The sequence below is a fragment of the Bacillus jepli genome (assembly GCF_047238305.1).
In the GTDB taxonomy this organism is placed as follows: Bacteria; Bacillota; Bacilli; order Bacillales; family Bacillaceae_L; genus Ferdinandcohnia.
In genome coordinates this window covers 1553756-1578125 of sequence record NZ_JBDFMO010000001.1, presented here as the reverse complement: position 1 = coordinate 1578125, position 24370 = coordinate 1553756, and the positions used below count along the sequence as shown (strand labels likewise).

Genomic DNA, 24370 nt, shown 5'->3' with positions numbered 1-24370 from the left:
GAAATTATCCCTCCATTAACTATTTTTGAATCGCTGAAATGATTTATCAATTATTTCTAGTGATGCATAAATATCTTGCTCAGTGTGTGCAGTTGAAAGGTACCATAAGCCACTTGGTCTAACAGCTAGACCTTCCTCTAAAAATATTTCCGCTAATCTTTCAAATGCTTTAGAATCTCTTTGTTGGAATTGAGAAAAGTGTGTGATTTCTGTTTCATCGGTGAACATGGTGTGGAAAACAGGGCCTGCTCTGTTGATAAGCAGTGGTAGATTATATTGTTCTGAGAGGTTGTTTATTTCTGTAACTAAGATATCAACTAATTTATTCATTTGAGTGTAAGCATTATTTTTTTCATCACTTAGATAATCAATGGAGGCAATAGCAGATGCTGTACATAGTGGGTTACCGTTCATCGTCCCCATATGATAAACTTCACTCCTGGAAATGAGCTCCATAATTTCTTTTTTGCCTCCAACTGCACTTAAAGGCAGTCCTCCCGCCAGTGCCTTTCCCATTGTAACGAGATCTGGTGTTATTCCCGTATACTCTTGAGCTCCTCCAAGACCTAGCCTAAACCCAGTTATGACCTCATCGAAAATGAGAACAATCCCGTATTTTGAAGTCAATTCTCTAAGCTTTTCCATATATCCTGGTAAAGGTAAAATACATCCAGAATTACACATGATTGGTTCTGTAATAACAGCTGCGATTTCATCTTGGTGTTCGACTAAAGTCTTTTCTAACGCTTCAACATTATTCCAAGGTAGTAAAATAGTATCCTCAAGCGCCTTTAGGTTTTGCCCCTTTGTGCCAGGTATAATTGAACCTTTATTCGTTGAACCTTCCTTATTTGAATTTCCAAACGCTGTAAAGATATTATCCATCCAGCCATGATAATGACCTTCGAATCTTACAAACTTTTGTCTCCCAGTAAAAGCTCTTGATAACCGTAAGGCCACCTGCACGGCTTCTGATCCTGTACTTGCATAACTGACTAAGTCAACGCACGGGACATACTTTTTTATTCTCTTTGCTAGTTCAATCTCACCTACATGCTGTGCTCCATATGTTTGGGCTTGTTTGACTTGGGAACAGATAGCATTCACAATATTCGGATGAGAGTGCCCAAGAATTTGGGGACCATATGCCATGATATAATCTATGTATTCATTTCCATCTACATCAAACAGTTTTGCGCCGTGTGCTTCTCGAATGTATATAGGAAATGGTTTCATAGCAAGCCGTAAGTTACTAGAAACGCCTGAAGCTAAATAGTTCTGCGACTCATCGAATAGAACCTTTGTCATATTCCATTTATCCATTTTATACCTCCATACATTTTAATCAGTGAAACCGTGGTTTCATTTTAATTTTAGCATTTAAAACTTTGGTTGTAAATGAATAATTCTGAAAATTATTTATTTTACCAATTAGCAAAATAGTTGAAATTAATTTATTCAATGTCAATCCTTTCAGCGTAGTATTCAAATTAGAGATTAAATTAATTGAGTTTTGTAGTATCCACCCACACTCATTTCCACACTAATATGTCTTGACTTTTGTTTGAAGTAAAGGCGTGTTGAAAGTTTTGCATTATATATAGTGCAAATAGTCCTATCCCCCCACAAAAAAGAAGTATAAAACGTATATTAATATGATAGGGTATCCTTATATCCTAAAGGGACTATAAGCAGGTTCCTTCAACCAATCAGACAAGAACGAGTTGGGAACGCGGGACCTATCCACTGTCCCACCAATGGAGGTTTACAAATGAAATCTGAACATGAGTTTATTACGAAAAGGTATTATGAGGCGTTCATTCCTGAAAATGATAAAAGACATCCGGTTGATATTCTTGGCGAGGCATACATGGTTGAGCAGGAAAAGGAAGTGTATGACCTGGCGAATATCCGCTTTGCCCAAGGAGAAATTTACTTTCATTCTAAGGATTATGAAGCAGCTATTTATAAATGGGAGAATATCACAAATGATCTCCAACCATGGGCAAAAAAGAATATTGCAGATGCGTATTATGAGCTTGGATTACTTTCAAATGCAGAAAAAATGTATGGCTCAATCATTTCGAAAAATAAGGTGTTAACAAGTGAGGTTTCATTATGCCTGTTTTCCCTTTATCTTGAGGACAACAAGATTGATGCCGCTTATCGCGTTTTACAGGAAGCGATTGAAGGAAATCCCGATTATCCGGAACTAACATCGATTGCCAAACGCTTTTATGAGGAACAGGAAGATTGGAAAAGTGCGGTTGAGCTAGCGATAAATGAAGCTAATCGCACTCGAGATTTATATTGGTTTGATGGATTAATTTCATACTTTGAAGCTGGTCATGGTGTTACATTTACACCTGATACGTTCGTTTCCTTATTACGAACACTATATGAATTGGACCAACCTAGATTTAAACAGCTCTTAGCGGCGATTTGGCAAAACTATAAAAATACGGACCACTACCTAGATTGGTTACATTCTGTTATTCAGATAATGAAAGATTTAGAGATTGATCCGTACGATTCCTGGCATAATATTTCAAGTTTATTTGAAGAGACGTATCTTCAATTAACAACAGGAAATTATTTATTGCGTGACATCGGAAAGTTGATGCCAAAACTGCTGATTAATTGGTTGAATACAACTACAGCAACGAATGGATTGAATGCGGCAGCTGCAATCTTAGCGTGGGATGATATTTTTCCTTCTGCGTTCAAGACTGTGATTGTCAAAGAGGCTGAAATTGTTCTAGAAAATGCACAAGGCCGCAAGATATCTACGGCTGAGTGTCATCACTTCATGAAGACCATTATCGATTGGGCTCAAAAAAATAATATTGAAACAAGCAAGCGCTTAGTATGGGGCTTTGAACAACTTTTTGATAAGGATACTACGAACTTGCTTGTTCTTGGTAAAGGAAAGAGTTCTTTCATTAATTCAATCTTAGAAGAGGAAATTCTGACTCCATCTCTTTCTTCTTTTGCCTGCATTCAATATGGAGAAAAGAAGGAAATTACTGAGATATCCGATACTGGCCGGAGTCTGCTGACTGCTTATGAAGAAGCTACAAATCCAGACTCAATTATCGAAACAAACCTACCTTCCACTCGTTTACAACAGTCAGGGCTAAGGCTGAATACCACTGGTTACAACGAGTACTTTATGGAGAAACGGAAAACCTTTGGCTATTTACCTGTCGTAGATGGCGTTCTATTTGTGCATGAAGCCGAAGTACTCACAGAATTGGACTTAGATTATTTTGCCCAACTCAAACATTCCGCCAAGGATACTCCGGTCCATTTTGTGCTTCGTAATATGTTTAACGAGGGAAAAATTAAGGAGTACTTCCCAGATGCGGTTGTTCATTCTTTCAGCAACGTCAACGTCCTACGTGACATTAAGGCCAGCTACCGTACGGTCAATCGCGTTGGAAAAATTCTATTTTTACTCAGAAAAACGATTTCTAACCTGCTTAAAAAGCGAGTTGACTCAGAAAACAAACTGATTGAGTTAATTGCACATAATGAAGAATTTATCACCAGACTAACTGGGTTTAACAACAGTCTGAACGATAAGGAAAGTAGCCAAAGTAAAGAAATTGTTGATTCGTTTACAGACGTAATTTCAGAGGTTAAACTTAACATCACTGAAAAAATACCGAAAATCCTAGCAGATTGCTCAAAGTATATAACGGAAGAAAGTAATCTAAACCAACTTCACATTGAGTTAAACGAAAAAATGAATGAAGAGATTCGAAGTTTATTTGATCAAGAGATTGTACCGGGTCTTACAGAAAAACTTCGGGAATGGATTGAGGATGCGAATCAAAAACTTGAAGCAACCCAGGATTACTTAGATGGTATGACCGAGTCATTTGCAGAAGGATATCCTGAAAAAGAACTCAAGCTTCAATGTGACTTCAAGGTGGTTGAGGACTGGCGTAGAGACATCGGTCGCATGACCTATCAAATTCAAATTGAAAAGGAAAACATCATGCTTCGTCACAATCCAGCACAGGTGTTTCTAAAAGGTGCAGGCAAAGTGTTAGGCCTGCTGCCACAAAAACAGCAAGCGTATATGCTTAATCAGTATAAACGCTATGTGGAAAATGAATCGTACATGGAAGTTGTCGAATCGGTCCAGAGAAAATTTTGGCAGCAATTTGACTTTTTCAATAAATCGCTGCAGCAGGATGTTTGCTTATTTTATAAGGAATCATTAGAAGAACTCTCAAGAGTAATTGATGACACGAAGAATCGTGTTGAGCAAGACAAAGAAATTCTAGCAAAAATGAAATCAAACCCAGAAATCTACTATGACCCGTTGAAGCTATTTGAAACAAGGCTAGTTCAAAATGAACGAATCGCGAGTCAAGGTAATAAGTCCCAGCATAAAAAAATTTCATATACCAACCTGTAATCTATTAAAAATAAATAGGCCCAAAGAGCGGATTTTATTATCTACTTTTTGGGTCTATTTTTATTCCGGAGAATATTGAAAGTTTTGTAATATGTAGGTACAACAACTATAGTACTAACTAACACAATTTAAAATGCATCAGTTTTGGTTTGAGATTCGTCTAATCAGTGTAAGGGGGGAAAGTTGTGAATGAAGAATGTATAGAGATGACAAAAGAGATAACGAATGAAGAGCTTGTAAATCAGCTTTTTGATATGTATGCGAATGATTTGAAACGAATTGCGTTTATGTATGTGAACGATCTTTCCCAGTGTGAGGACATCATTCAGGATGTGTTTATTTCGTGCTATAAAAATCTCGCTACGTTTCGTAAGGAAGCACAATATAAAACTTGGCTTATCCGCATCACAATCAACAAGTGCAAGGATTATCAAAGAAAATGGAGTTTCCGAAACCTCATATACAAGCCACTTATGGAACCCTTTATCCACTCCAAGGAAAAAGCAGCCGAGGATATGTATGTGAAATCAGTGGAGTCCAATCAAATTTTAGAGGCTATTTCCCAACTGCCGGCGATTTACAAGGACATTCTGATTCTATTTTATTATCAAGATTTGTCGATCAATGAAATTAGTCAGATTACAAATGTAAAAGTTAACACGGTGAAAGCAAGATTGGCACGAGGAAAGCAGCAACTAAAACAAAGACTGCTTAAGGAAGGTGTTGAGTATGGACAAATTCGATAAGGAACTAAAAGAAGAGCTGCATGCCTATTTAAAGCGCGAAATTAACATCGATCAAAAAGAGAAACAGCGGCTTAACGAAAGAATGTCAAGAATGAATCACAAGAAGCCGCGGAAAATTGGATACTACGCATCATTAGCTGGAGTCATCTTCTTGTTGGTTTTGTTGGCAACCCCAATGTTAAAGGATTTTGAAAACAGCAAGCCACATGCCGATAAAGAAAAAATTAGCGAAAACCTCCCTGATAAGGACATCCATTTGAATGAAAAAGAAGTGCCTGTTGTTGAGGATACAGATGATGACGATGATGAAGTAGAGAAGCAACAGGAGAACACGCCACTTGACAAGACAAACGAAGCTCCCTCTAACGTGCCTTTAAACACTGAAGAGGCATATGCCATAATCAAAGACCTATTCACAAACGTGGAGGATCTGTTTAGCCAGGCTACCGAAAAATACAACTGGGGTTATGAAAGAGGTTTTATCGAGGCTGAATATGGTCCACTCGCTGAAGAATTACGTGAATTTGCTACAGATGCGTTTGTTCAAGGGCATTTGCTTGGAGTAGCAAAAGACTATTGTTTTACAGGCTGTGATGCTCGATTTTTCCCGAATTTTTATGGAGCAGTGCGCTATAACCTCAGTGAAAATACGGAGGATAAAGTAACCCTATCTTTTCTTGAAACGCCGAACATGATCAATAGCGGCTATGAAACGACCATCTCGCTGCAAAAAGAAGATGGGGTTTGGAAGCTCGCTAGTTCAGAAACTAAACTTATGGAGCTAATTGATTACAAGATTACAAGAGAAGAAGCAGACCAAATGATGTCCAATTATGAAGGGGCTACATTTATAAAGGAAGTAAAAGATGTCCACGAAAGACCGTACTGGGATTCTTCAGGTAAGATATCAACGAAACCTTTTGACGCCACCATCTATATTTATTACTTGCCGGAACATGATATTTATACAGGGATGTACTCGGACGATGGCGCACCGCTAGAGGATTTTGTGATTGAAGAATATTTAAAATAAGTTTTGGTTGACGCATGGAGTCCATGCGTTTTTTAGGGGGCGGGAACAGATTCTGTCATGCCCCCTATCTCGTTGAGAATCAATCACACGGTTTCTTCTACCTCGTGCTTATTTTCGAAAACTGTGATGTCGTCAGGAATTCTCCTACTCAATCTCTGGAATCCTTTTTATTTCTTGATCAGTAAAAACGTCATATTCGTCCGTACTCATCGTAGAAAATTCAGACACAACTGCACCTTCATCGCCCGCTTGGAACCAGTGCAAAGTATTTGGTTCTAACGTGTACTGTTCACCTGGTTTTAGGACGATTTCATTCCACACGGTGAAGGTTTCCTTTTTATCTTCAGGAACTTTAGCTTTTGGTTGGTCGACTGCTGGTCCCGGAACATATAAGTAAACGGTTCCATAACGACATCTAAAAGTCTCCTCCTTACCTGGAGATTCTCCTACAGGTGGATGTAGATGTTCAGGACAAGTTTGGTTTGGAAGAAGCACTAAATCCTTTGCGCAGCAGCGCTCCGTGTTGATGTATACCATCAACTGTAAACCAAGCTCTCTAACTCTATTTAACCCAAAATCTGCAATCTCAAGTCTATCAATTTCTTCCTCTGTTAATACAATCTTGCATTTCTCGAAGTATTCCAATGTTTCCTGTTTAATAAGCTCAAACTCTTTGCGGGATATCATAGTAAGCCTCCTTGTCATATGTACTCTAATTAGAGTGTATGACATATTTAGGAAAATTACTATATCTAAATTGGTGGGATGCTGTGGGCGCGGGAACAAAAAAAGACACATGAGGTTCACTTCTATTTTTGAAACATAAGGGGGCTTAAGTATTTTATTAATAAACGGAAATTTTTCAGTTAAATGTAGATTTGGGCTCATTTCGCTGGATATAAGCGGAGGTTTTCCGTTTAAGCAGAGAAAAATCGCACATTTTTACGTTTTTTGAGTCCATAGCCGGAATCTGTCGTTTATTTTTGTTATTTTCAGTGCAAATTCATTATTAAGAGAAATTTCTCCTCTAATTACTGATGAGCTTGTACAACTTACGGACACTTAGGAAAAAGGAAATGTAAAAAGGCTTGAGAGATTTGAACTCCAAGCCTTTTTAGCCGTATTTTGAATGAATCCCTGGACGAGGCTCCCTCTGTCCCACTATGGAGTTACACTTAAGCATTCCGTTAATACATATCTCCCGTCGCTTGGATGCTGTTTGATGGCATTCAATGCATCTAGATCATTGAAGTGCCACCATTCTGAAGCTAATGGAGTTAGACCCGCATTTGTTAGATATTTTTGAAGTGTAATGGCAGATTCATTCATTGAATCTGCTAATTTAGCAATTTTCCAAGCTGTTGGAGATGTAGATGGAACTGGTTTGGCAAATGTGATAGATGCCAAACTTAGATCGTGCATTGGAGTTGGCATTGTGTATTCCGTGTAATCAGTGATATCATCTACTAAATATTTACCCACTGCTACCTCTTCTTTTGAATCAATTTTAGCTAGCGATACATCAATCGCATAGCCCATTTGATGGTTTGAGACACTTGTAGCGATAAACCAATTTGTGCTCCAAGGTGCTGTGTTTATCCCAGCCATCACGCTTTTATCGACGTTTGCTAGTTTTGTCAATGCTGCTACGACTGCTTTTTGAGTGGAATATGGTCGATACCCTTCATAGATGACCAACGTATTCCCATTAGTTAATGCTTCTTGCTGAGCGAGAAATATTTTTTTAGACATGGAATACAAGACAGGAACGATAAATTCCTCTTTTCCAAGTCTCTCGTTAACTGATTTTCCTTCGTACAAAGATTGTCCTGTTATTCCAGGAATAGTTTTTCCGGAAGAAACAAATTTGGAAGAATAGGTATTGCTACTATCATATGCAATGGATGGAATCACGTCCGGAAGGTTAATGAAACAGTACGTACTGTCAACCCAACCCTCTGAAGTCGCATTTTTGATGAACCACCAATTTCCTTCCTCTTTTTCGATTGTAAAGGCTGTACCAGCTTTCAACGTTTCAACCGTTTCAGATTCTATCGTTGAAGTTGACATTACGTTTAAATCGATAGATGTGTAACCTGTTGCCCCGTTAATCGGCAATTCCAAATCCCCTTCATATTTTACTGGAGTTGGGATTGGTTCTAATTCTTCTAGTGGATCTGTTTCCTGAACAGGAGCGATTGCCTCTTCAACAATTGGTTCTTCCACAACTGTAGTGGAACAAGCTGTCAGTACGAATACTAACGATATAAGTGCAATTAATTTTTTCATACTACCTCCACTAGGTAAAAACAATGTATTTTAACATATATAAAATGATTAAATGTAATGGATAAAAGACATAAAAGCCCCATTTTAACAGGTTTGATTTTTTACCACGTCTGCCTTTATACATAACCAACAATGGAACTGCCAAGAAAATTCCAAATTGATAGGCATGGTGCCAACCCAAATTGCTGATTTCAGGTATGATATGCAAAAAAAGCCCTATGAAAATAAAGCTGATCAATTGTTTATTTAGTTGTCCTCGAAAAATGCCAAAAAACACGATCCATAAAACCGCAATATAATTCCAATCGGCTGGATATGCAAGCATACAACACACAAACACCAAGGCTAGCTTCAGGTAAAGCGGCAGTCTTTCACTTTTTACAATGGTCAAAGCGATTAACCCCAACGCTAAACCCCACATGACGCTTGTTGCTTTCCACCACGGTAATTTAAAGTATAATACATACGGAAAATGAGAGATAGCTGCAAAAATAACCAATCTCTCGATGTACTTGTTAATATTGGATGTGTAAAAATATCCCATCGCGATAAAATAACAAAAAATCGGCGCAACGACCCTTCCAGGAATTCGTAAAACAAATCCCGCTACCGTTTCCTGAGGGATAAAACCAGCAAAAAGATGATCAAAGAACATGGCAATAAGTGCGATATATTTTAATGCATTAGAGGATAAATCCTTTTGATAGGTAGTGGATTCTGTTAGGTCTCTTCGGTAAGTTGTAGATTGCATGGTATCCCTCGCCTTACGTTAAATGGATTTCAACATTAGTATTTGTGCAATATCCAATTTTTATTTTTGGACGCATGCGAAAAAGGCACAATGAGTTTTTCAACTCTTTGCGCCATATAATACTAATATAATTTTCATCGAAAAATATCTGTTATAACATCAGATTTTAGGACCAATAAATTTCATTTAATCAAACGCTTGATTGAATTTAAAAATTTTTACCGTTATTTAGCTCGCGTGCCAAACAAACGATTGTTTGAAATAATAATTCTCGTTTAGTACAGATTTTCCCAAAAGAAGATTTCACTATTGTGAAATATCAACCCTATTGAAGCGCCCCGCTATCAATAGGGTTGAGACATAGATAAAATTCGGGAATCTCTTTCCTTGAGCCGCTTCGATAAAAGAATTAGGTCTGTATGAACATGCTCCGTTCCATATTGCTTCTGCAATTCAGAAAATGAAACAGCTGACAGCTCCAAAAGTTGATTATCCATATCATAAAACTGAATCTCAAAATACCTACCTAAAAAATTCATATATGACTCTAAGTTAACCCCCGCTTTCTCGAGATAGTGGCTATCAAATTCAACGATTCCTAGGACATCACGGCAATTACTTAAAAGTTTCCGCATTCCTTTCATAACCATAAATTCGTAGCCTTCCACGTCGATTTTAAACAGAAGCCGTTGATTGCCTAATGCTACTTTTTCAAAGAGAGAATCAACTGTAATCGCAGGCACTTCCGTTTTTTCAATCGAGTTTTTTTCTGAGATTTGCACGCCTGAAGAGGTGCCAGACCAATGCGTATCAATAAAGAAGTCTTGATCCTCTTTTACATGCTCTCCCGCGAAAGCATGAATAATTTTGATTTGTTTACCGTTAACATGCAGTTGGCGCGAACGCTCAATATAATCGATTAAATATTTATTCGCTTCAATTCCAACGATTGTCGTATCTCTTTCATACTTTGTAGAAAAAATGCACTCTCCATAGTTCACACCAATATCTAGAACCAGTGTCGGCTTGTACGATTCCACGGCATTTCCCCAGAATTCGGTAACGCGCTTTTGTGTAATCCCATCACTAATCAATAGCGCCCTTCCTCGATTTTCTGCATTATTAACATAAATAACATTTCGTGAAGGAAGAGTGATCATACTTGGAATTTTATTCAATTTCAACGTTTTATACTTTAGAAAAATACCAACATCTAAGATTACCTTTGAAAACAGCGGATAATTCTCCCATAATTTCATAAACACTGGCTTATTCATAACCCCTTTTGGAAAAGCCATATCGATAATCTCCCCTTTTGTGGTGGGACAGAGGGACAGGTCCCTGATATGAACGAAACTGTCAAGACCTCACCGTATCCCTTTTTATAAGTGCGCTTTTTGGGCGCACTTAAGAAGAGAAGCGTATTTAAGCTTCTTTTCTTTTATGTGTTAAATGTTTGAGACATTTTATGGCTAGGGATTTCCCTTCTTAGCTTACTGACGACTTCTCATTCTAAGGATTACCTGTCGAGTGCTCTCCTTGACTGGTAATCCTTAGAATGAGACACTCTTTGAAGCTAAGAATTAAATTCCTCCTTTTTTAAAAGTTAAGAACACGGCACGAAGGCAAAAATCTAGCTACGGTTAGCACTCTGATATTCGTGGGTTTTCACATTTTATCTTTCCGTATAAAGGATCTTCCACTAACTCGTCACGTGCGTTAGCCTATTAGACATAGCACAAAGGGACCACGTGGATAATCCTTTCCGGTGTTATTCTTTGCCTTCGAGCCCTACTCTTAAAATCTTTTCTTTAATTCCGGTATTCTATTATTTAGATTAAGATTCAATCATAATTTTTGAGTCAGTCTCTACTTCTTGGATAACCGCCCAGATAAAACCAGCTAATTCCCTTGCCACTGCTGTTATGGCTTTTCCACTTTCTTTACCCCTCGATAATAAGCGGAAATACTTCTTATGAAGACGATTTTGTGCTTTCCATGATATAGCTTGAACAGCGGCAGATTGCCCCTCTTGCCTTCTCTTTAATTCTCCTTTAACTGCTGGTTGATATCGATAACTCCAAGCAGCTTCAACCAAAAGGCGCCGAACATGTTTATTCCCTGTTTTCGTAATTTTTCCTTGCCTTCGACTTTCACCACTAGAATATTCGCTTGGAATGAGACCCACGTAGGACATAAATTGTTTAGGAGTGGCAAATCTTTTGAAGGACCCAATCTCAGCCACTAGACTTGTAGCTGTAATGGTTGTCACACCTCTAAGCGTTTGAAGAGCTTGAATTACAGGTGCGTGCACACCTTCGGTTGCTTGTAATTGTATCTCTTCTTCTAACCGTTTTATTCGTTGTTCGATTTCTTGAAGTTGATGGTAATATTCCTGGAAAACAACGCTAGATGTAGAACGAGTAAATTTTAATGCATTTAGCCATTCACGAAACTTATGGGTCCATTTTCGAACACCGACAGGTGGTTTTATATCATGCCTTAATAAAAACTTGGTTAATCGGTGTTTTGCCCTCAACTCATCCTCTTTTGCATCTTCACGTGCTCTAACCAAATCTCGAAGAGCTTCATCATCTTCAGTTGGTACATAAATTGATGTTAATTCACCAGCACGGAATAATTGGGCAAGTCTAATCGCATCCCTTCGGTCTGTTTTGATCCTCTCTCCCGGTTTAGAAGGAATTAAAGAAGGTGCAATTACAAAACACTCAATTCCTAAACTTATCAAGAAACGGTACAATGGATAATCTGTTGGGACCAGCTTCATAACATACTTTTAAATATTTCTGATCTCCTAATTTTTCAACTAATTTTCTAATAGCTTCTAAGGTGTGTGGAATCATTCCATAATATCTTGGTGATTCCCTTCCTTCCTCGGCAATGGCAACCGCAATTTTTTCCTTGGATACGTCTAAACCTACGTATTTTATGGTATCCTTCATATATAACTAGCTCCTTTCGTATAGTAGCTCTAATTTGGTCTGATTTTTAATCACCGTTAAACAGTCTAACCAAATTAACCTACGGGATTACGAGTAAGGAGCTAGTTTCGTTCATGATAACTCGTCCCAAAAACTGGTTACCTTCCATTATAGAGGGCGATTATTAAGGGGTTGTAAACGTTTAGTGAAAATTTAGAAATAACGTGTGACACCTTTCGACGATAAGGATTTATCCTACGTCAAACAAAAAACAGTTTAGAGATCTTCCTCCGATCTAGTTTCTATTCTTCTTATGAATGGTTTCTCGATCTTCTGATTCCCTTCATCGTATACTCGCGCCATACACGGTTTCCGTTATCGGTGTTTTCTGAGAATATCATATTTGTAAAGTTGCCCGAAGTCATCCCTCTGTCCCTTGTTTTAATTGGCCGAACACCGTCCGCATCCTTCTATCTTAAATATTTCTAAAACTTATTGCCCCTTTTTCCCCATTATCTACCTATAACAATGGTAAAAGGGGGTTCAAGTTATGCTGAGAATTAAAGTGTGCTCCGATAAGGCTATTCAAGTGTATTCACAGTTTCACGATTATGAGGAGTTTAAGCTCAATATGGAAATTTGGCTCATTGATCATCAATTGAAGTTCACTCGAGGAGAAGTATTCGGACTGAATCAGTTAATTCAATTATCATCAAAAGGCTCAGGAGTTTGCCACGAATCCATGAAATCGATCGTACGGAGTACCAACTTTGGCTTAAACGAACATGCCATTTCCCGCTCAACGTTTAAGCGGATGGTATGGAAATGTATTGAGTTTAATATGTTAACGGCTTATGAAACTGAAAATGTTTATGGAGCTCAATGTGGCAATCTATATGTTTTTCATCCATATCCTACTTTCTAAAATAGGATTTAGGTCTTTGCAAAATACCTTAATCAAAGAGGAGTGATTTAATAAATGAGCTGGATTCAAGATGCTGGGCATGGTGGTAATGATCCAGGAGCCGTAGCGAATGGGAATACAGAAAAGGTGTATACCTTAGAAGCAGCACTATATGTGGACAAACGTTTGGAGAGGCTCGGGATTGCGAGTGACTCAACTAGAACAAGCGATGTTACGTTAAACCCTGAGGCAAGAACTGCGAAGGTGAAGACATACAAAAAATGCATTTCACATCATTTTAATGCGGGTGGAGGAAGTGGGGCTGAAACCATCCATTCCATCTATTCTGACAGCAAGTTTGAGCAATTATTAATGGAAGAATTAAGAAAAGCTGGCTATCCAGTAAGATCGAGACCTGTGTACACCCGAAAAAATGCATCTGGCGGAGATTATTACTATATGCATAGACTCACAGGATTCTGTCGGACTACAATCCTAGAATACGAATTTGTGGATGGTCCACAATCAGAAAAAATTAAGGACAAAACCTATCGAGAAGGCATGTATGAATGTGTGGTGCGTGCTATTTGTCGGGAGGAAGGTGTTAGTTATAAAGGTCCTGATTCTGGACAAACACCTACACCCAAAAAAGCCAACCCGCCAAAAGAAACCATAACCGTTGACGGTTATTTGGGACCAACAACAATCAGTGCCCTCCAAAGATATTTTGATACTCCTGTTGATGGGGTCATAAGTAAACCATCTCTTGTCATTAAAGAACTGCAAAGACGACTAAATAAAGGGAATTTAGAATAAAGAAAAATAAATTAGGTGGAACAGGAAATCAAACTTACTAAGCTTCCTGTTCCACTTATTATTAATAGTTATCTCTCATAAACTTCCAAAGGCAAATCATCTGGATCTTTAAAAAAGGTAAATTTCTTACCTGTTATTTCATCAATACGTATATTTTCTACTTCGATATTTTTTGATGTTAACTCCTTCACCGCTTCTTCAATATCATCTACTTCAAAGGCTAGATGCCGAAGTCCAGCAGCCTCAGGATAACTTGATCTTTTCGGAGGGTTCATAAAAGAAAACAATTCAATCTGATAGGTATCCCCAACTGATAAATCTAGCTTGTATGAAGCACGGTCTTCCCTAAAAACCTCATTTAATACGGTAAATCCTAGCTTATTCACATAAAAGTCTTTGGACTTCTCATAGGCCGAACAAATAATTGCTACATGATGAATGCGGTTAATCTTCATAGTGAACATCCTTACCTAAAATTTTTTCCAATACTTATCTAATTTTAAGCCAGTATTATTATACTATCAAATACAGTTATTAAAGATGGTATTAGACCCAGCAATCACTTCAAAGCAACGTTCAGTCCTAATAGCACAAATAAAAAAGCTCCCCAGTTTCCATGGAGATCCACTAATTCTTTATTTTATAAATTGCTCAAGTTCATCAAATGTCTTACAGGATTTACAGTCTACTTCATCCTTCAAATGGGACCCATTGGGGAGGGCATTATCCCAACTGTCACCTGTCCTTGACATTAATTCGGTTTTGGCTAATTTCATAACTCTTTTTGAAATTCCGGATTACTTCGAATAGCGATGATGTATGTCGAATCCTATCCTAAATTTGACAATTGTGCGATAAAATTCAGAGTTTCATATTTAAGGAGATTAAATCGCTAATAGGAAATGACAATACATAATTTACAAGCAATCTACAAAAATGACAAACCAAATAAAAATAGCTAACTCCCCATAACTGATTGCTTTTATTTAATCCGCACCACCTGCAGGTACTCCTGTTGATCCTCTTACAATTAACTCCGGCACAAAAAGAATTTGTTCTTTGTTCTCTTTATGTTCTTCAATTTCTTCTAATAGTAAATCTACTATCTTTGCTCCCATCTCTTCTACAGGTTGCGCAATAGATGTTAAGGATGGAACTGTTGTCCTTGCTAGGATTGTATTATCGAAGCTTACAATCGATAGATCTTCAGGAATTCGCAACTGAAGCTCCCTTGCAGCTTGGAAAGTTCCTACTGCTAATAAATCATTTATGGCAAAAATAGCCGTCGGTCTCTCCGACCAATTCATCATTTGCGTAGCAATGGTGTATCCATTCGCCACAGATCCATCCGTTCGAACTATGTTTTCTTCATTAACCACTAAACCATTGTCTTGAAAAGCATCGCGGTATCCATAAATCCGTAAATTACTACTCCGAACATTCTCACCTATAATTCCAATATTACGGTGTCCTAAAGACAAGAGGTGATTTGTTGCCAAATAACCACCTTTATAGTCATCTATTGAAACCATATGAACAGCCATTGAAGGATTGTGCTGTGCAATCATAGCAACTGGTAGTTTATTATCAATTAGTTCTTGTAAGATATCATCACTACGAAAACCAGATGAAAGAATTAGTCCATCGACTTGTTTTCGACGGAGGAGTTCAATATATTTCGTTTCTTTATCAATGTTATAGTCGGTACTGCACATGATTACACTTAGGCCTACTTGGTGAGCACGATTCTCGATGTGCCGGGCAATTTCGGAAAAAAAAGGATTCGATATATCTGGAATGAGTAGACCAATGGTATTCGTACGTTTTCCCGTCAAGGCAGACGCAACCGCACTTGGATGGTAGTTTAATTCCTCCATTGCTCGAACTACCTTTTCTTTTGTTTCCGAGCCAATCTTCCCTCTATTGTTTATCACTTTTGATACCGTTGCGATTGAAACATTAGCTTTCTCTGCAACATCATAAATCGTGACTTTCATTCGTATAAATCCTCTCATCACATAATTCAGTTATTATAACACAAGCAAGCAGGCGAAACAGCTATTCATTCTGCTTGCTTGTGTATTTTAAGGACATAGATTTTGCTAAGCACTTAAATTCCCGCTGTTTCTTTGATATACTTCCTTGCGATCAACGCGAACTCGAGCGGATTTGCTTTTGCTGGATCTTGCTCAGCTTCGACTAACATCCAGCCCTTGTAATTTCGCTCTGATAATAACTGGAATACAGGTCTAAAATCAATGGAGCCATCTCCTGGAACAGTAAAGACTCCCTCTCTCACAGCTGTTAGGAAACTTAGTTTATCTTCTCTTACTTTTTGAGCCACATCTGTCCGAACATCCTTTAAGTGCACATGCTTGATTCTGTCAAAGTGACGCTCGAGTACCTCAAGATGGCTTTCACCTGAAAACACGAGATGCCCCGTATCATATAATAATGAAACTAAGTTTGGATCTGTAAGTTCCATAAGTTTATTTATTTCTTCTGTAGTTTGTACCCCCGTCCCCATGTGGTGATGGTAGACGATATCCATATCTTTTTCTTGGGCTAGCCTCCCCAATTCATGTAGGCCATCCGCTAGCTTCCCCCAATCTTCTTGGATAAAGACTGGCTTATTATCAAACAAAGGAGTTTCCATTTGACCTTGAATGCTGTGGCCTTGTTCAGAAACAACAATTACCTTTGCTCCCATCTCAAATAAGAAATCTCGACGCTTGATAAAAGCCCTCACAGTTTCTTCTAGTGGCTTTGTTGTTAAGAAGGCACTAAACCATGCACTTGCAATTTCCATCCCACGTAAGCTCAGCGCTTTTTTAAGTACTTCTGGATCCCTTGGGTACTTATTTCCGACTTCGGTCCCTGTAAAACCAGCAAGAGCCATTTCACTAACGCATTGCTCAAATGTATTTTCTCCACCAAGCTCTGGTAAATCATCATTGGTCCAACCGATTGGTGCAATCCCAATTTTTACGAATTCTTTCGAGAACATCATGATTGTCCCCCGCTCCATTTTAATATTTACGTGCTTTACTTAATTGTTGGTTTCGCTCAACAGAGACTTCGGTTACTTCTTCTTTCTGAGTGACTTCTGCAACCCCAACATTCCACCAGGAATCATAGCCATTTGTCATGGTCTTTGGGAGCACTTTAATGTCAAGTAAAGTTGAAACTGTTTGCTTTTTTGCATCCTCGAGTGCCGCACGCAGTTCTTCCATTGTTCTAATTGTATATGTTTTTACACCATACCCTGCGGCACTTTGCGCATAATCAATCGGGATGATTGGGCCGGTTAATTTGTTTGTTTCATTGCTTCGTTTACGGAATTCCGTTCCAAAACTACCCATACCGTTAGACATTTGTAAATTATTAATACATCCAAATCCTGCATTGTCCATTAAGACAATGTTGATTTTTTTCCCTTCCTGAATGCTCGTTACCAATTCAGAATGCAGCATTAGGTAACTACCATCACCAACCATTACGTAAACTTCCTTCTCTGGTTCAGCTATTTTAACCCCGAGTGCGCCTGATATCTCATAGCCCATACAAGAGTATCCATATTCCATGTGGTACGTATTGGGCGTACGGTTCACCCACATACGCTGTAGGTCGCCGGGAAGACTTCCCGATGCACCTACCACAACCGAATCTTTATCAATTCTTTGATTAACTTCACCAATAACAGCTGTTTGTGTTAATGATGAACCTAATACCTCTTCATATTCCACTAATAGTTCATCAAGATGTCCACTCACTTCTGGCTTATATCCCTCTTTGCCATAAGTAGTTTGATAGAGGCGATTTAATTCAGCAGCCCAAGCGTTCTTCGCGACTTCAATTTCATCTTGATACCCTGTCTGATAAGCAACTTTCTCTAATTCTTGGTCTAATGCTTGAAGGGTTGCTTTCGTATCTGCGACTACTTTTAATGCATCTAATTTGGATGCATGAAATTCAGAGACATTAATCGTTAAAATGTCTACTTCTTCATGTTGGAACAGCTGCTTTGATGATGTAGTAAAATCTGTGAATCTTGTACCAATCCCAATGATTAAATCTGAGTTTTTAGCAATTCGATTAGCTGCTAGATTTCCAGTTACCCCAAGGCCACCAAGATTCATTGGATGTTCACTTTCAACTGCACTTTTCCCTGCTTGCGTTTCTGCAAAAGGAATTTTATATTTAGTCGCAAAATGTTTTAATTCTTCTCCTGCTTCTGAGTAACGAACACCGCCTCCACAAACAATCAACGGCTTCTTTTTACTCGTTAGTAAAGCCACTGCGTCTTGTAATTCCGCCTGTGTTGGTTGTCTTCTTTCAAAGCGATGTACTCGTTTTTTAAAGAAATAATCCGGGTATTCATACGCCTCCCCTTGAACGTCCTGTGGCAAGGCGATTGTGACAGCACCTGTATCAGCCGGGTTGGTTAACACTCGTACCGCATTTAGCATTGCTGTCATAAGCTGCTCTGGACGATTTACACGATCCCAATATTTGCTGACAGGTCGGAATGCATCATTTGTTGAGATGGAAGCGTCATAAGTTTGTTCAACCTGCTGAAGGACTGGATCTGGCTGGCGTGACGCGAATGTATCACCTGGAAGTAAAAGGACTGGAATGTTATTAGCTGTAGCAGTCGCCGCGGCTGTGATCATGTTAGCAGCACCAGGACCCACTGAGGATGTACAAGCCATAATTTGTTTACGGTGCTTTTGTTTTGCAAATGCAACCGCCGCATGCGCCATACCTTGCTCATTTCTTCCTTGATAGACTTCTAATTCTCCACTATCCTCTTCTAACGCTTGACCCATACCTAGTACATTTCCATGACCAAAAATGGTAAAAATCCCTTTAAAAAGTCTTTGCTCTTTACCATCTACTTCTATAAACTGCTGATTTAAAAATTTCACAAGTGCTTGAGCTGTTGTTAGCTTCATACATATACACCTTCCTTACATGGACTTCTTTTATGAAAAACCGGATAGAACCTTCTATCCGGTTTTAGCATTTTTTACACCCAACGAGCCGTTATCATCTTTTTGCGAGTATAAAATTCTACTCCGTCTTTTCCATTCGCATGTAAATCTCCATAGAAGGAATCCTTCCAGCCTGAAAATGGGAAGAAAGCCATGGGTGCTGGCACACCAATATTGACACCAAGCATACCCGCGTCAATTGTTTCACGGAACTGACGTACACTACCACCATCTTTTGTAAAGATACAGGCTCCATTTGCAAAGCGAGATTGGTTTGCCAAATTTACCGCTTCAGCAAGATTTTTCACACGTGCAATTGAAAGTACAGGTGCAAAAATTTCATCCTGCCATAACTTCATTTCCTCTGTTACTTCATCAAAAATAGTTGGACCTACAAAATATCCTTTCGCTTGTAAAACTTCATCTTTGCGACCGTCACGTACAAGCTTTGCTCCCTCATTGATACCTTCTGCAATGTATTGTAATGTACGTTGTTTGTGTTGTTCTCGGATAACTGGTCCTAGGAAAACATCTTCTTCCAATCCATTTCCGATTTGAATTTCATTTGACTTTTGAACTAAAAGCTCGATTAATTGATCCGCAATTTCTTCCTCAACTGCTACGACTGCACAAGCCATACAACGTTCTCCTGCCGAACCGAAAGCAGCCCCAATGATTTGCTGTGCCGCATTCTCCAAGTTCGCGTCTTTTAACACAATGGAATGGTTTTTCGCACCTGCTAGTGCTTGCACACGCTTTAAGTTATCCGTTCCTTTTTTGTAAACATACTCTGCAACTGGTTGTGAACCAACAAATGAAATAGCCTTAACCATTTTATTTTCCAACAATCCATTTACAACATCGTGAGCACCATGAACAAGATTAAGGACCCCCTTTGGTAGCCCTGCTTCCTCAAATAATTCTACAAGACGGTTTGCTAATAAAGGCGTACGTTCAGAAGGTTTTAACACGAATGTGTTTCCTGTAGCTATCGCTAGAGGGAACATCCAACATGGAACCATCATTGGGAAGTTAAATGGTGTAATCCCACCAACAACACCAATTGGGTAACGGTACATCCCCGATTCTAAATCAGTTGCGATATCAGGTAATTGGCTACCCATCATCAATGTTGGTGCACCTGCAGCAAACTCCACACATTCAATTCCACGCTGAACTTCTCCATGAGCCTCTGTAAGATTTTTTCCATTTTCTATTGTGATGAGTTCTGCTAGTTCATCCCAATGTTCGATTAAAAGCTGTTGATATTTAAAGAGAATGCGAGCTCGCTTCGGTACAGCCACTTGGCTCCATGACTCAAATGCTTCTTTTGCAACTTTTACAGCATGATCAACCTCTTCACGTGTTGAAAGTGGGACATGGGCAATTACTTCCCCAGTAGCTGGATTATAAACTTCTTGTGTATTTGTTGTTGTTGACCCTACCCATTCTCCACCAATATAGTTTCTTACTGTTTGTACAACGGTTTTTGTCATGACATTGCCTCCTTAATTATTGTGACTATTTATCTATTTACGGTTGCCATTTGTTTCACGTAGTTGTCAAGATTAAGTAATCTCATTTTGTGTTTCGCTTCTTCTTTTACTGCTTCCATTGCATTCTTAAACCAATCAATACGATCAAAGGATGTAACATTTGCATTCACTTCCTGACGTAGGCTGTTACCAAACGCCATTCTTATCGCTGTCCCAATATTTACTTTCCCGATATTTGTGGATGCAAGCTTTTTTAGGTCCTCATCTGGAATACCTGTTGAGCCGTGCATAACGAGTGGGACTCTTACTAGCTGCTGAATATCATGTAATCTATCAAATTGGACATAAGCAGTTTGTTCTTCCATTCGGTGAATCGTACCTACAGCAACAGCTAATGCATCAACGTCTGTTTCTTCCGCAAACTGCTTAGCTTCGTGTGGATCTGTTAACGCTCCCATTCCTAGGGTCGGATCACTGTAACCTACTGAACCAATTTCAGCTTCCACTGGTATGCCATAGGCATGGGCCATTCTAACAATCTCTTTTGTTGTCCTAACATTTTCCGAAAAAGGTAATTGGGATCCATCATACATAACAGAGCTATATCCACTTGCTATTGCCTTAGCGACTGTTTCATAATCCTTGCCGTGATCAAGATGGACGACAACAGGGACCTTTGCCTGTTCTGCAAGTCCAACTAGGAGCTTACCAATGATATGAATCGGAATGTGCTGAATGGCTACCTTGTTTGTTGCTAAAATGACCGGTGCACCTAATTCTTCAGCTGCTTGTATTACTGCTTGTGCATCCTCATAACCAAATACATTAAATGCAGGAATTGCATAATTACTTTCGATGGTACCAGTTAGTACATCAGTTAACTTAGCTAGCATTCTGTCTTTTCACCTTCCCTACGCACGAACAGCAGTTTTTAAAAACTCAGTGATATCCTCGACTGTTGGCATTGCCTCTGAACAGCTATGTCTAGATATTACAATTGAGGCTGAAGCACTTCCAAATTCCATTGCTTTTCCAACTTCCCAGCCTTGAAGTAAGCCATAAATAAATGCCGACGCATAGGAATCTCCTGCACCAAACGTTTTAAGTACATTTGATTTAAAAATACCGCTTGTATGCTTACTTCCGTCTTTCATATATGCAATCGAACCATTTTGACCGTGTTTAATTACAACGATTTTTGCTTGGTAGCTAAACCATTTACCCGCTGTTTTGTCATCGTTCGATTGATGTTCCTTCACAAATTGCTCCATCATATCAAACTCTTCACGTGTGCCAATAATGACATCACATTTTTCTGCAGCAAGGTTGTAGTAGATCGCTGTTTCCTGTGGAGACTGCCACGTATACGGACGATAATCTAGATCGAAGATAACAACGACATCATGTTTTCTGGCATAATCCAGTGCAAGGAATACAGCTTCTCTTGATGGGCTTGCAGCTAATGCAGTTCCTGAGATTAATAACGCTTTTGCTTGCTTAATATATTCCTCCGAAACATTGCTTGTATCTAATTTAAGATCTGCAACATTATCTCGGTACATAAGAATGCTACAATCTTCTGGACTGAGAATCTCTGTAAAAGCCAGCCCAGTAACCGCACCTGTATGGTCGTCAACAACATTTGATGTATCAATGTCGTTATCATTTAAGTAATTTTTAATATATCGTCCCATCTGATCATTGGATACTTTTCCAATAAATCCACTCTGTAACCCTAAGCGAGCAGCACCAATTGCGATATTTGCTGGGGAACCTCCAACATACTTCGTGAAGGTTCTCGTTTCCTCCATAGGGCGATGAATTTCATTTGCATTTAGGTCCACGCAAAGTCTTCCAATGGCGATTATATCTAATCGACGATCTGTTTGAAATGATATTCCGTTCATTATTTTTCCCTCCTACTGATTTGTGTTAAAAACACTAATCTGACGTACTATTACTTTGTTTGCATAACATTTATAAACAACCACTCATGGTCTGGGTCATTATAAAACTTCCATGTACGAATTGGCCCCGCCATTACATTTAAATAATATGAGCTATATCCTGGTACTGATGAAACAGGGTGATACCCTTCCGGAACTAACACGACATTACGGTGCTCCACTGCCAGTGTTTCATCTAAACTTCTGTCATCGTTATACACCCGTTGAAATACAAATCCTTGTTGTGGATTAATTTCATGATAGTATGTTTCTTCTAAGTACGACTCTTGTGGTAGATTGTCCTTATCATGCTTATGTGGCGGATAACTTGATGTATTTCCATCTGGAGTGTATACCTCGACAACCAGTAAGCTATCTGCTGGCTCAGACTCTGGCAAGATATTGTGTACCGTTCTTGACATGTGGCCATACCCACGAGCCTCAATACCTACATCTTCTGGGGCAATCAACCGCGCTTCATGTGTTCCTTTACCAGGAGCTAAGCATACAGCTATATCCACATCTGTATCCGCATGTACTTCAAATACATCGTCACTTGGCACATAAACCGAGTATGGAGGAGTTCCTTCAAACACACTCATTCTCTTACCAATATTCTCAAATACGGTTTTATTTGTTTTAACATTAGCAAGACCACTTAGAAGAACAATACAAACCTCTTTATCTTCTGTTTGCTTTTTTAAAGTTTCACCTTGTTTTAAGGAGTACACTTCAAAGCCAACATACTTCCATCCTGCTGATTCGGGAGTTACTTCTAAAATCTTTCCCTCTTCATCACGGCCTTTCGGTTTTACAATTAAACGAGACATCAAATTCCCCCTTTTTAAGTTAAGCGCTTAACCAAACACTTGTACCTTCTCCTCAAAGATATTTCTACTTAACTAGATTCCTTTCAATTTCTTTAAGCGTAACAGGACGTTTTTCTTTTACAGAAAGCTTTGCTGCATATGCTAATAGTTCAGCTTGTAATCCATCGTCTCCATTACAAAGGACTGGTTTCTTCTCCACTATAGATTCAATAAATGCAGTGAGCTCTGCCACATAGGCATCTTGGTATCTTTCCAGGAAGAAGTATTTCGGCTTATCAGCTGTTACTGCTTGATCAGTACTGATTTCAACATTTGTTGGTTTTTCATTTGCAACAGTAACTACGCCCTTGTCACCAAATACCTCAATACGTTGATCATATCCATATGCTGCTTTACGACTATTATCAATCACACCTAGTGATCCATCTTCAAACGTAACAGTGATAATTGCAGTATCTACATCATCGTGTCTTCCAAACATTGGATCCACTAGATTTGCCGCATTCACATAAATCTCTGTTGCGTTTTGTCCAGAGAGATAACGAATCATATCAAAATCATGGATGGTCATATCAATAAACATTCCACCTGAACGTTGCACATAAGCTTCTGGGGGTGCTTCAGGATCACGGGATGTAATTTTGATGATATGTGGTTGCCCAACAGTGCCCTTACGCACTTCTTCGAAGGCTTTTCGGAAATGCTTATCAAATCTACGATTAAACCCAACCTGGAAGTACACACTTGCTTCTTTCGCAGCTTCAATCGCGCGTTGTGTTTCCTGGATGTTAAAACTAATTGGCTTTTCACAGAAAATATGTTTTCCTGCGTTTGCAGCTTCTACAATGATATCAAAATGCGTATCTGTACTTGAACAAATAAAGACAGCATCTATCTCAGGGTCTGCAAGGATTTCACGGTAATCATTTGTAAGATAATCAACTGTCGCTTCAAGCTTTGTTCCTTTTACATGGTCTAAATACACATCGGAAATCGCTTTCAACTTTACCGATTCCGATTGTAATATATTTCCCGCATGGATCTGACCGATACGGCCAGCACCGATAATACCAACATTAACAACTCCCATCACATAACCACCTTTATGAAATTTTTACCGATTAGGGTAAGCGCTTAACTCGCCCATATCTATATTATAGATATGACATTGTATACCTTGCAAGACCTTTTTAT

The 24370-nt window shown here is 38.8% G+C and carries 21 protein-coding genes; 5 read left to right on the top strand and 16 right to left on the bottom strand.

Annotation, left to right across the window (positions count from 1 at the left end; all coding sequences use genetic code 11):
- Positions 1 to 15: 15 nt before the first annotated feature.
- Complete coding sequence (locus tag ABC371_RS07820) at positions 16 to 1323, bottom strand: aspartate aminotransferase family protein (protein ID WP_412896278.1); 1308 nt, start codon at positions 1321 to 1323, stop codon at positions 16 to 18.
- A gap of 448 nt (positions 1324 to 1771) precedes the next feature.
- Here ABC371_RS07820 and ABC371_RS07815 point away from each other — a divergent pair, with 448 nt between their 5' ends.
- The 3 genes from ABC371_RS07815 to ABC371_RS07805 all read left to right on the top strand — a co-directional run bounded on the left by ABC371_RS07815 (position 1772) and on the right by ABC371_RS07805 (position 6208).
- Positions 1772 to 4429, top strand: coding sequence for a tetratricopeptide repeat protein (locus ABC371_RS07815; RefSeq protein ID WP_412896277.1), 2658 nt, complete (start codon positions 1772 to 1774; stop codon positions 4427 to 4429).
- A gap of 185 nt (positions 4430 to 4614) precedes the next feature.
- Complete coding sequence (locus ABC371_RS07810; protein WP_412896276.1) at positions 4615 to 5175, top strand: sigma-70 family RNA polymerase sigma factor; 561 nt, start codon at positions 4615 to 4617, stop codon at positions 5173 to 5175.
- Positions 5159 to 6208, top strand: a complete 1050-nt coding sequence (locus ABC371_RS07805) for a hypothetical protein (RefSeq protein WP_412896275.1) — start codon at positions 5159 to 5161, stop codon at positions 6206 to 6208. Before ABC371_RS07810 ends, ABC371_RS07805 begins: the two co-directional genes overlap by 17 nt.
- Before the next feature lie 144 nt (positions 6209 to 6352).
- Here ABC371_RS07805 and ABC371_RS07800 read toward each other — a convergent pair whose 3' ends face one another.
- The 6 genes from ABC371_RS07800 to ABC371_RS07775 all read right to left on the bottom strand — a co-directional run bounded on the left by ABC371_RS07800 (position 6353) and on the right by ABC371_RS07775 (position 12211).
- On the bottom strand, positions 6353 to 6895 hold the full coding sequence (locus ABC371_RS07800) for a D-lyxose/D-mannose family sugar isomerase (RefSeq protein ID WP_412896274.1): 543 nt from the start codon (positions 6893 to 6895) through the stop codon (positions 6353 to 6355).
- Between the two features lie 474 nt (positions 6896 to 7369).
- Positions 7370 to 8497, bottom strand: coding sequence for a M15 family metallopeptidase (locus ABC371_RS07795; protein ID WP_412896273.1), 1128 nt, complete (start codon positions 8495 to 8497; stop codon positions 7370 to 7372).
- A 10-nt stretch (positions 8498 to 8507) separates the two neighbouring features.
- On the bottom strand, positions 8508 to 9248 hold the full coding sequence (locus ABC371_RS07790) for a TraX family protein (protein ID WP_412896272.1): 741 nt from the start codon (positions 9246 to 9248) through the stop codon (positions 8508 to 8510).
- Between the two features lie 344 nt (positions 9249 to 9592).
- Positions 9593 to 10546, bottom strand: a complete 954-nt coding sequence (locus ABC371_RS07785; protein ID WP_412896271.1) for an FkbM family methyltransferase — start codon at positions 10544 to 10546, stop codon at positions 9593 to 9595.
- A gap of 539 nt (positions 10547 to 11085) precedes the next feature.
- Positions 11086 to 12036 (bottom strand): IS110 family RNA-guided transposase, encoded by a 951-nt coding sequence (locus ABC371_RS07780; RefSeq protein WP_412896270.1) that lies wholly within the window; start codon positions 12034 to 12036, stop codon positions 11086 to 11088.
- Entirely contained in the window at positions 11978 to 12211 is a 234-nt protein-coding gene (locus ABC371_RS07775; RefSeq protein ID WP_412896269.1) for a hypothetical protein, read from the bottom strand. The genes ABC371_RS07780 and ABC371_RS07775 overlap by 59 nt, the downstream gene beginning before the upstream one ends.
- A 529-nt stretch (positions 12212 to 12740) precedes the next feature.
- Between ABC371_RS07775 and ABC371_RS07770 the strand changes: the two genes are divergently transcribed.
- On the top strand, positions 12741 to 13115 hold the full coding sequence (locus ABC371_RS07770) for a hypothetical protein (RefSeq protein WP_412896268.1): 375 nt from the start codon (positions 12741 to 12743) through the stop codon (positions 13113 to 13115).
- 54 nt (positions 13116 to 13169) lie between these two features.
- Entirely contained in the window at positions 13170 to 13910 is a 741-nt protein-coding gene (locus ABC371_RS07765) for an N-acetylmuramoyl-L-alanine amidase (protein WP_412896267.1), read from the top strand.
- Between the two features lie 68 nt (positions 13911 to 13978).
- On the opposite strand, the gene gloA2 is transcribed toward ABC371_RS07765, so the two are convergent.
- The 9 genes from gloA2 to iolG all read right to left on the bottom strand — a co-directional run bounded on the left by gloA2 (position 13979) and on the right by iolG (position 24266).
- Positions 13979 to 14365, bottom strand: coding sequence for an SMU1112c/YaeR family gloxylase I-like metalloprotein (gene gloA2, locus ABC371_RS07760; RefSeq protein ID WP_412896266.1), 387 nt, complete (start codon positions 14363 to 14365; stop codon positions 13979 to 13981).
- Between the two features lie 531 nt (positions 14366 to 14896).
- Entirely contained in the window at positions 14897 to 15907 is a 1011-nt protein-coding gene (locus ABC371_RS07755; RefSeq protein WP_412896265.1) for a LacI family DNA-binding transcriptional regulator, read from the bottom strand.
- Between the two features lie 113 nt (positions 15908 to 16020).
- Positions 16021 to 16917: a myo-inosose-2 dehydratase gene (gene iolE, locus ABC371_RS07750; RefSeq protein ID WP_412899297.1), complete on the bottom strand. Its 897-nt coding sequence runs from the start codon at positions 16915 to 16917 to the stop codon at positions 16021 to 16023.
- Positions 16918 to 16939: 22 nt separating this feature from the next.
- A complete protein-coding gene (gene iolD / locus ABC371_RS07745; protein WP_412896264.1) occupies positions 16940 to 18865 on the bottom strand; it encodes a 3D-(3,5/4)-trihydroxycyclohexane-1,2-dione acylhydrolase (decyclizing) in 1926 nt (641 codons plus the stop codon).
- Between the two features lie 74 nt (positions 18866 to 18939).
- Positions 18940 to 20400, bottom strand: a complete 1461-nt coding sequence (locus ABC371_RS07740) for a CoA-acylating methylmalonate-semialdehyde dehydrogenase (protein ID WP_412896263.1) — start codon at positions 20398 to 20400, stop codon at positions 18940 to 18942.
- Between the two features lie 29 nt (positions 20401 to 20429).
- Positions 20430 to 21293, bottom strand: a complete 864-nt coding sequence (locus ABC371_RS07735; RefSeq protein WP_412896262.1) for a class II fructose-bisphosphate aldolase — start codon at positions 21291 to 21293, stop codon at positions 20430 to 20432.
- A gap of 18 nt (positions 21294 to 21311) precedes the next feature.
- Positions 21312 to 22307, bottom strand: a complete 996-nt coding sequence (gene iolC / locus ABC371_RS07730) for a 5-dehydro-2-deoxygluconokinase (RefSeq protein ID WP_412896261.1) — start codon at positions 22305 to 22307, stop codon at positions 21312 to 21314.
- Between the two features lie 50 nt (positions 22308 to 22357).
- Positions 22358 to 23176: a 5-deoxy-glucuronate isomerase gene (gene iolB / locus ABC371_RS07725; protein ID WP_412896260.1), complete on the bottom strand. Its 819-nt coding sequence runs from the start codon at positions 23174 to 23176 to the stop codon at positions 22358 to 22360.
- Positions 23177 to 23240: 64 nt separating this feature from the next.
- Complete coding sequence (iolG, locus tag ABC371_RS07720) at positions 23241 to 24266, bottom strand: inositol 2-dehydrogenase (protein WP_412896259.1); 1026 nt, start codon at positions 24264 to 24266, stop codon at positions 23241 to 23243.
- Positions 24267 to 24370 lie beyond the last annotated feature (104 nt).

What these genes read in the sequence shown, in the direction of transcription:
- ABC371_RS07780 (WP_412896270.1), bottom strand. Translation starts at nt 12,036, where the DNA reads ATGAAGCTGGTCCCAACAGATTATCCATTGTACCGTTTCTTGATAAGT.
- iolB (WP_412896260.1), bottom strand. Translation starts at nt 23,176, where the DNA reads ATGTCTCGTTTAATTGTAAAACCGAAAGGCCGTGATGAAGAGGGAAAG.
- iolD (WP_412896264.1), bottom strand. Translation starts at nt 18,865, where the DNA reads ATGAAGCTAACAACAGCTCAAGCACTTGTGAAATTTTTAAATCAGCAG.
- ABC371_RS07785 (WP_412896271.1), bottom strand. Translation starts at nt 10,546, where the DNA reads ATGGCTTTTCCAAAAGGGGTTATGAATAAGCCAGTGTTTATGAAATTA.
- ABC371_RS07790 (WP_412896272.1), bottom strand. Translation starts at nt 9,248, where the DNA reads ATGCAATCTACAACTTACCGAAGAGACCTAACAGAATCCACTACCTAT.
- ABC371_RS07775 (WP_412896269.1), bottom strand. Translation starts at nt 12,211, where the DNA reads ATGAAGGATACCATAAAATACGTAGGTTTAGACGTATCCAAGGAAAAA.
- ABC371_RS07800 (WP_412896274.1), bottom strand. Translation starts at nt 6,895, where the DNA reads ATGATATCCCGCAAAGAGTTTGAGCTTATTAAACAGGAAACATTGGAA.
- iolG (WP_412896259.1), bottom strand. Translation starts at nt 24,266, where the DNA reads ATGGGAGTTGTTAATGTTGGTATTATCGGTGCTGGCCGTATCGGTCAG.
- iolE (WP_412899297.1), bottom strand. Translation starts at nt 16,917, where the DNA reads ATGTTCTCGAAAGAATTCGTAAAAATTGGGATTGCACCAATCGGTTGG.
- ABC371_RS07735 (WP_412896262.1), bottom strand. Translation starts at nt 21,293, where the DNA reads ATGCTAGCTAAGTTAACTGATGTACTAACTGGTACCATCGAAAGTAAT.
- ABC371_RS07755 (WP_412896265.1), bottom strand. Translation starts at nt 15,907, where the DNA reads ATGAAAGTCACGATTTATGATGTTGCAGAGAAAGCTAATGTTTCAATC.
- ABC371_RS07805 (WP_412896275.1), top strand. Translation starts at nt 5,159, where the DNA reads ATGGACAAATTCGATAAGGAACTAAAAGAAGAGCTGCATGCCTATTTA.
- ABC371_RS07820 (WP_412896278.1), bottom strand. Translation starts at nt 1,323, where the DNA reads ATGGATAAATGGAATATGACAAAGGTTCTATTCGATGAGTCGCAGAAC.
- ABC371_RS07740 (WP_412896263.1), bottom strand. Translation starts at nt 20,400, where the DNA reads ATGACAAAAACCGTTGTACAAACAGTAAGAAACTATATTGGTGGAGAA.
- iolC (WP_412896261.1), bottom strand. Translation starts at nt 22,307, where the DNA reads ATGAACGGAATATCATTTCAAACAGATCGTCGATTAGATATAATCGCC.
- ABC371_RS07765 (WP_412896267.1), top strand. Translation starts at nt 13,170, where the DNA reads ATGAGCTGGATTCAAGATGCTGGGCATGGTGGTAATGATCCAGGAGCC.
- ABC371_RS07795 (WP_412896273.1), bottom strand. Translation starts at nt 8,497, where the DNA reads ATGAAAAAATTAATTGCACTTATATCGTTAGTATTCGTACTGACAGCT.
- gloA2 (WP_412896266.1), bottom strand. Translation starts at nt 14,365, where the DNA reads ATGAAGATTAACCGCATTCATCATGTAGCAATTATTTGTTCGGCCTAT.
- ABC371_RS07815 (WP_412896277.1), top strand. Translation starts at nt 1,772, where the DNA reads ATGAAATCTGAACATGAGTTTATTACGAAAAGGTATTATGAGGCGTTC.
- ABC371_RS07770 (WP_412896268.1), top strand. Translation starts at nt 12,741, where the DNA reads ATGCTGAGAATTAAAGTGTGCTCCGATAAGGCTATTCAAGTGTATTCA.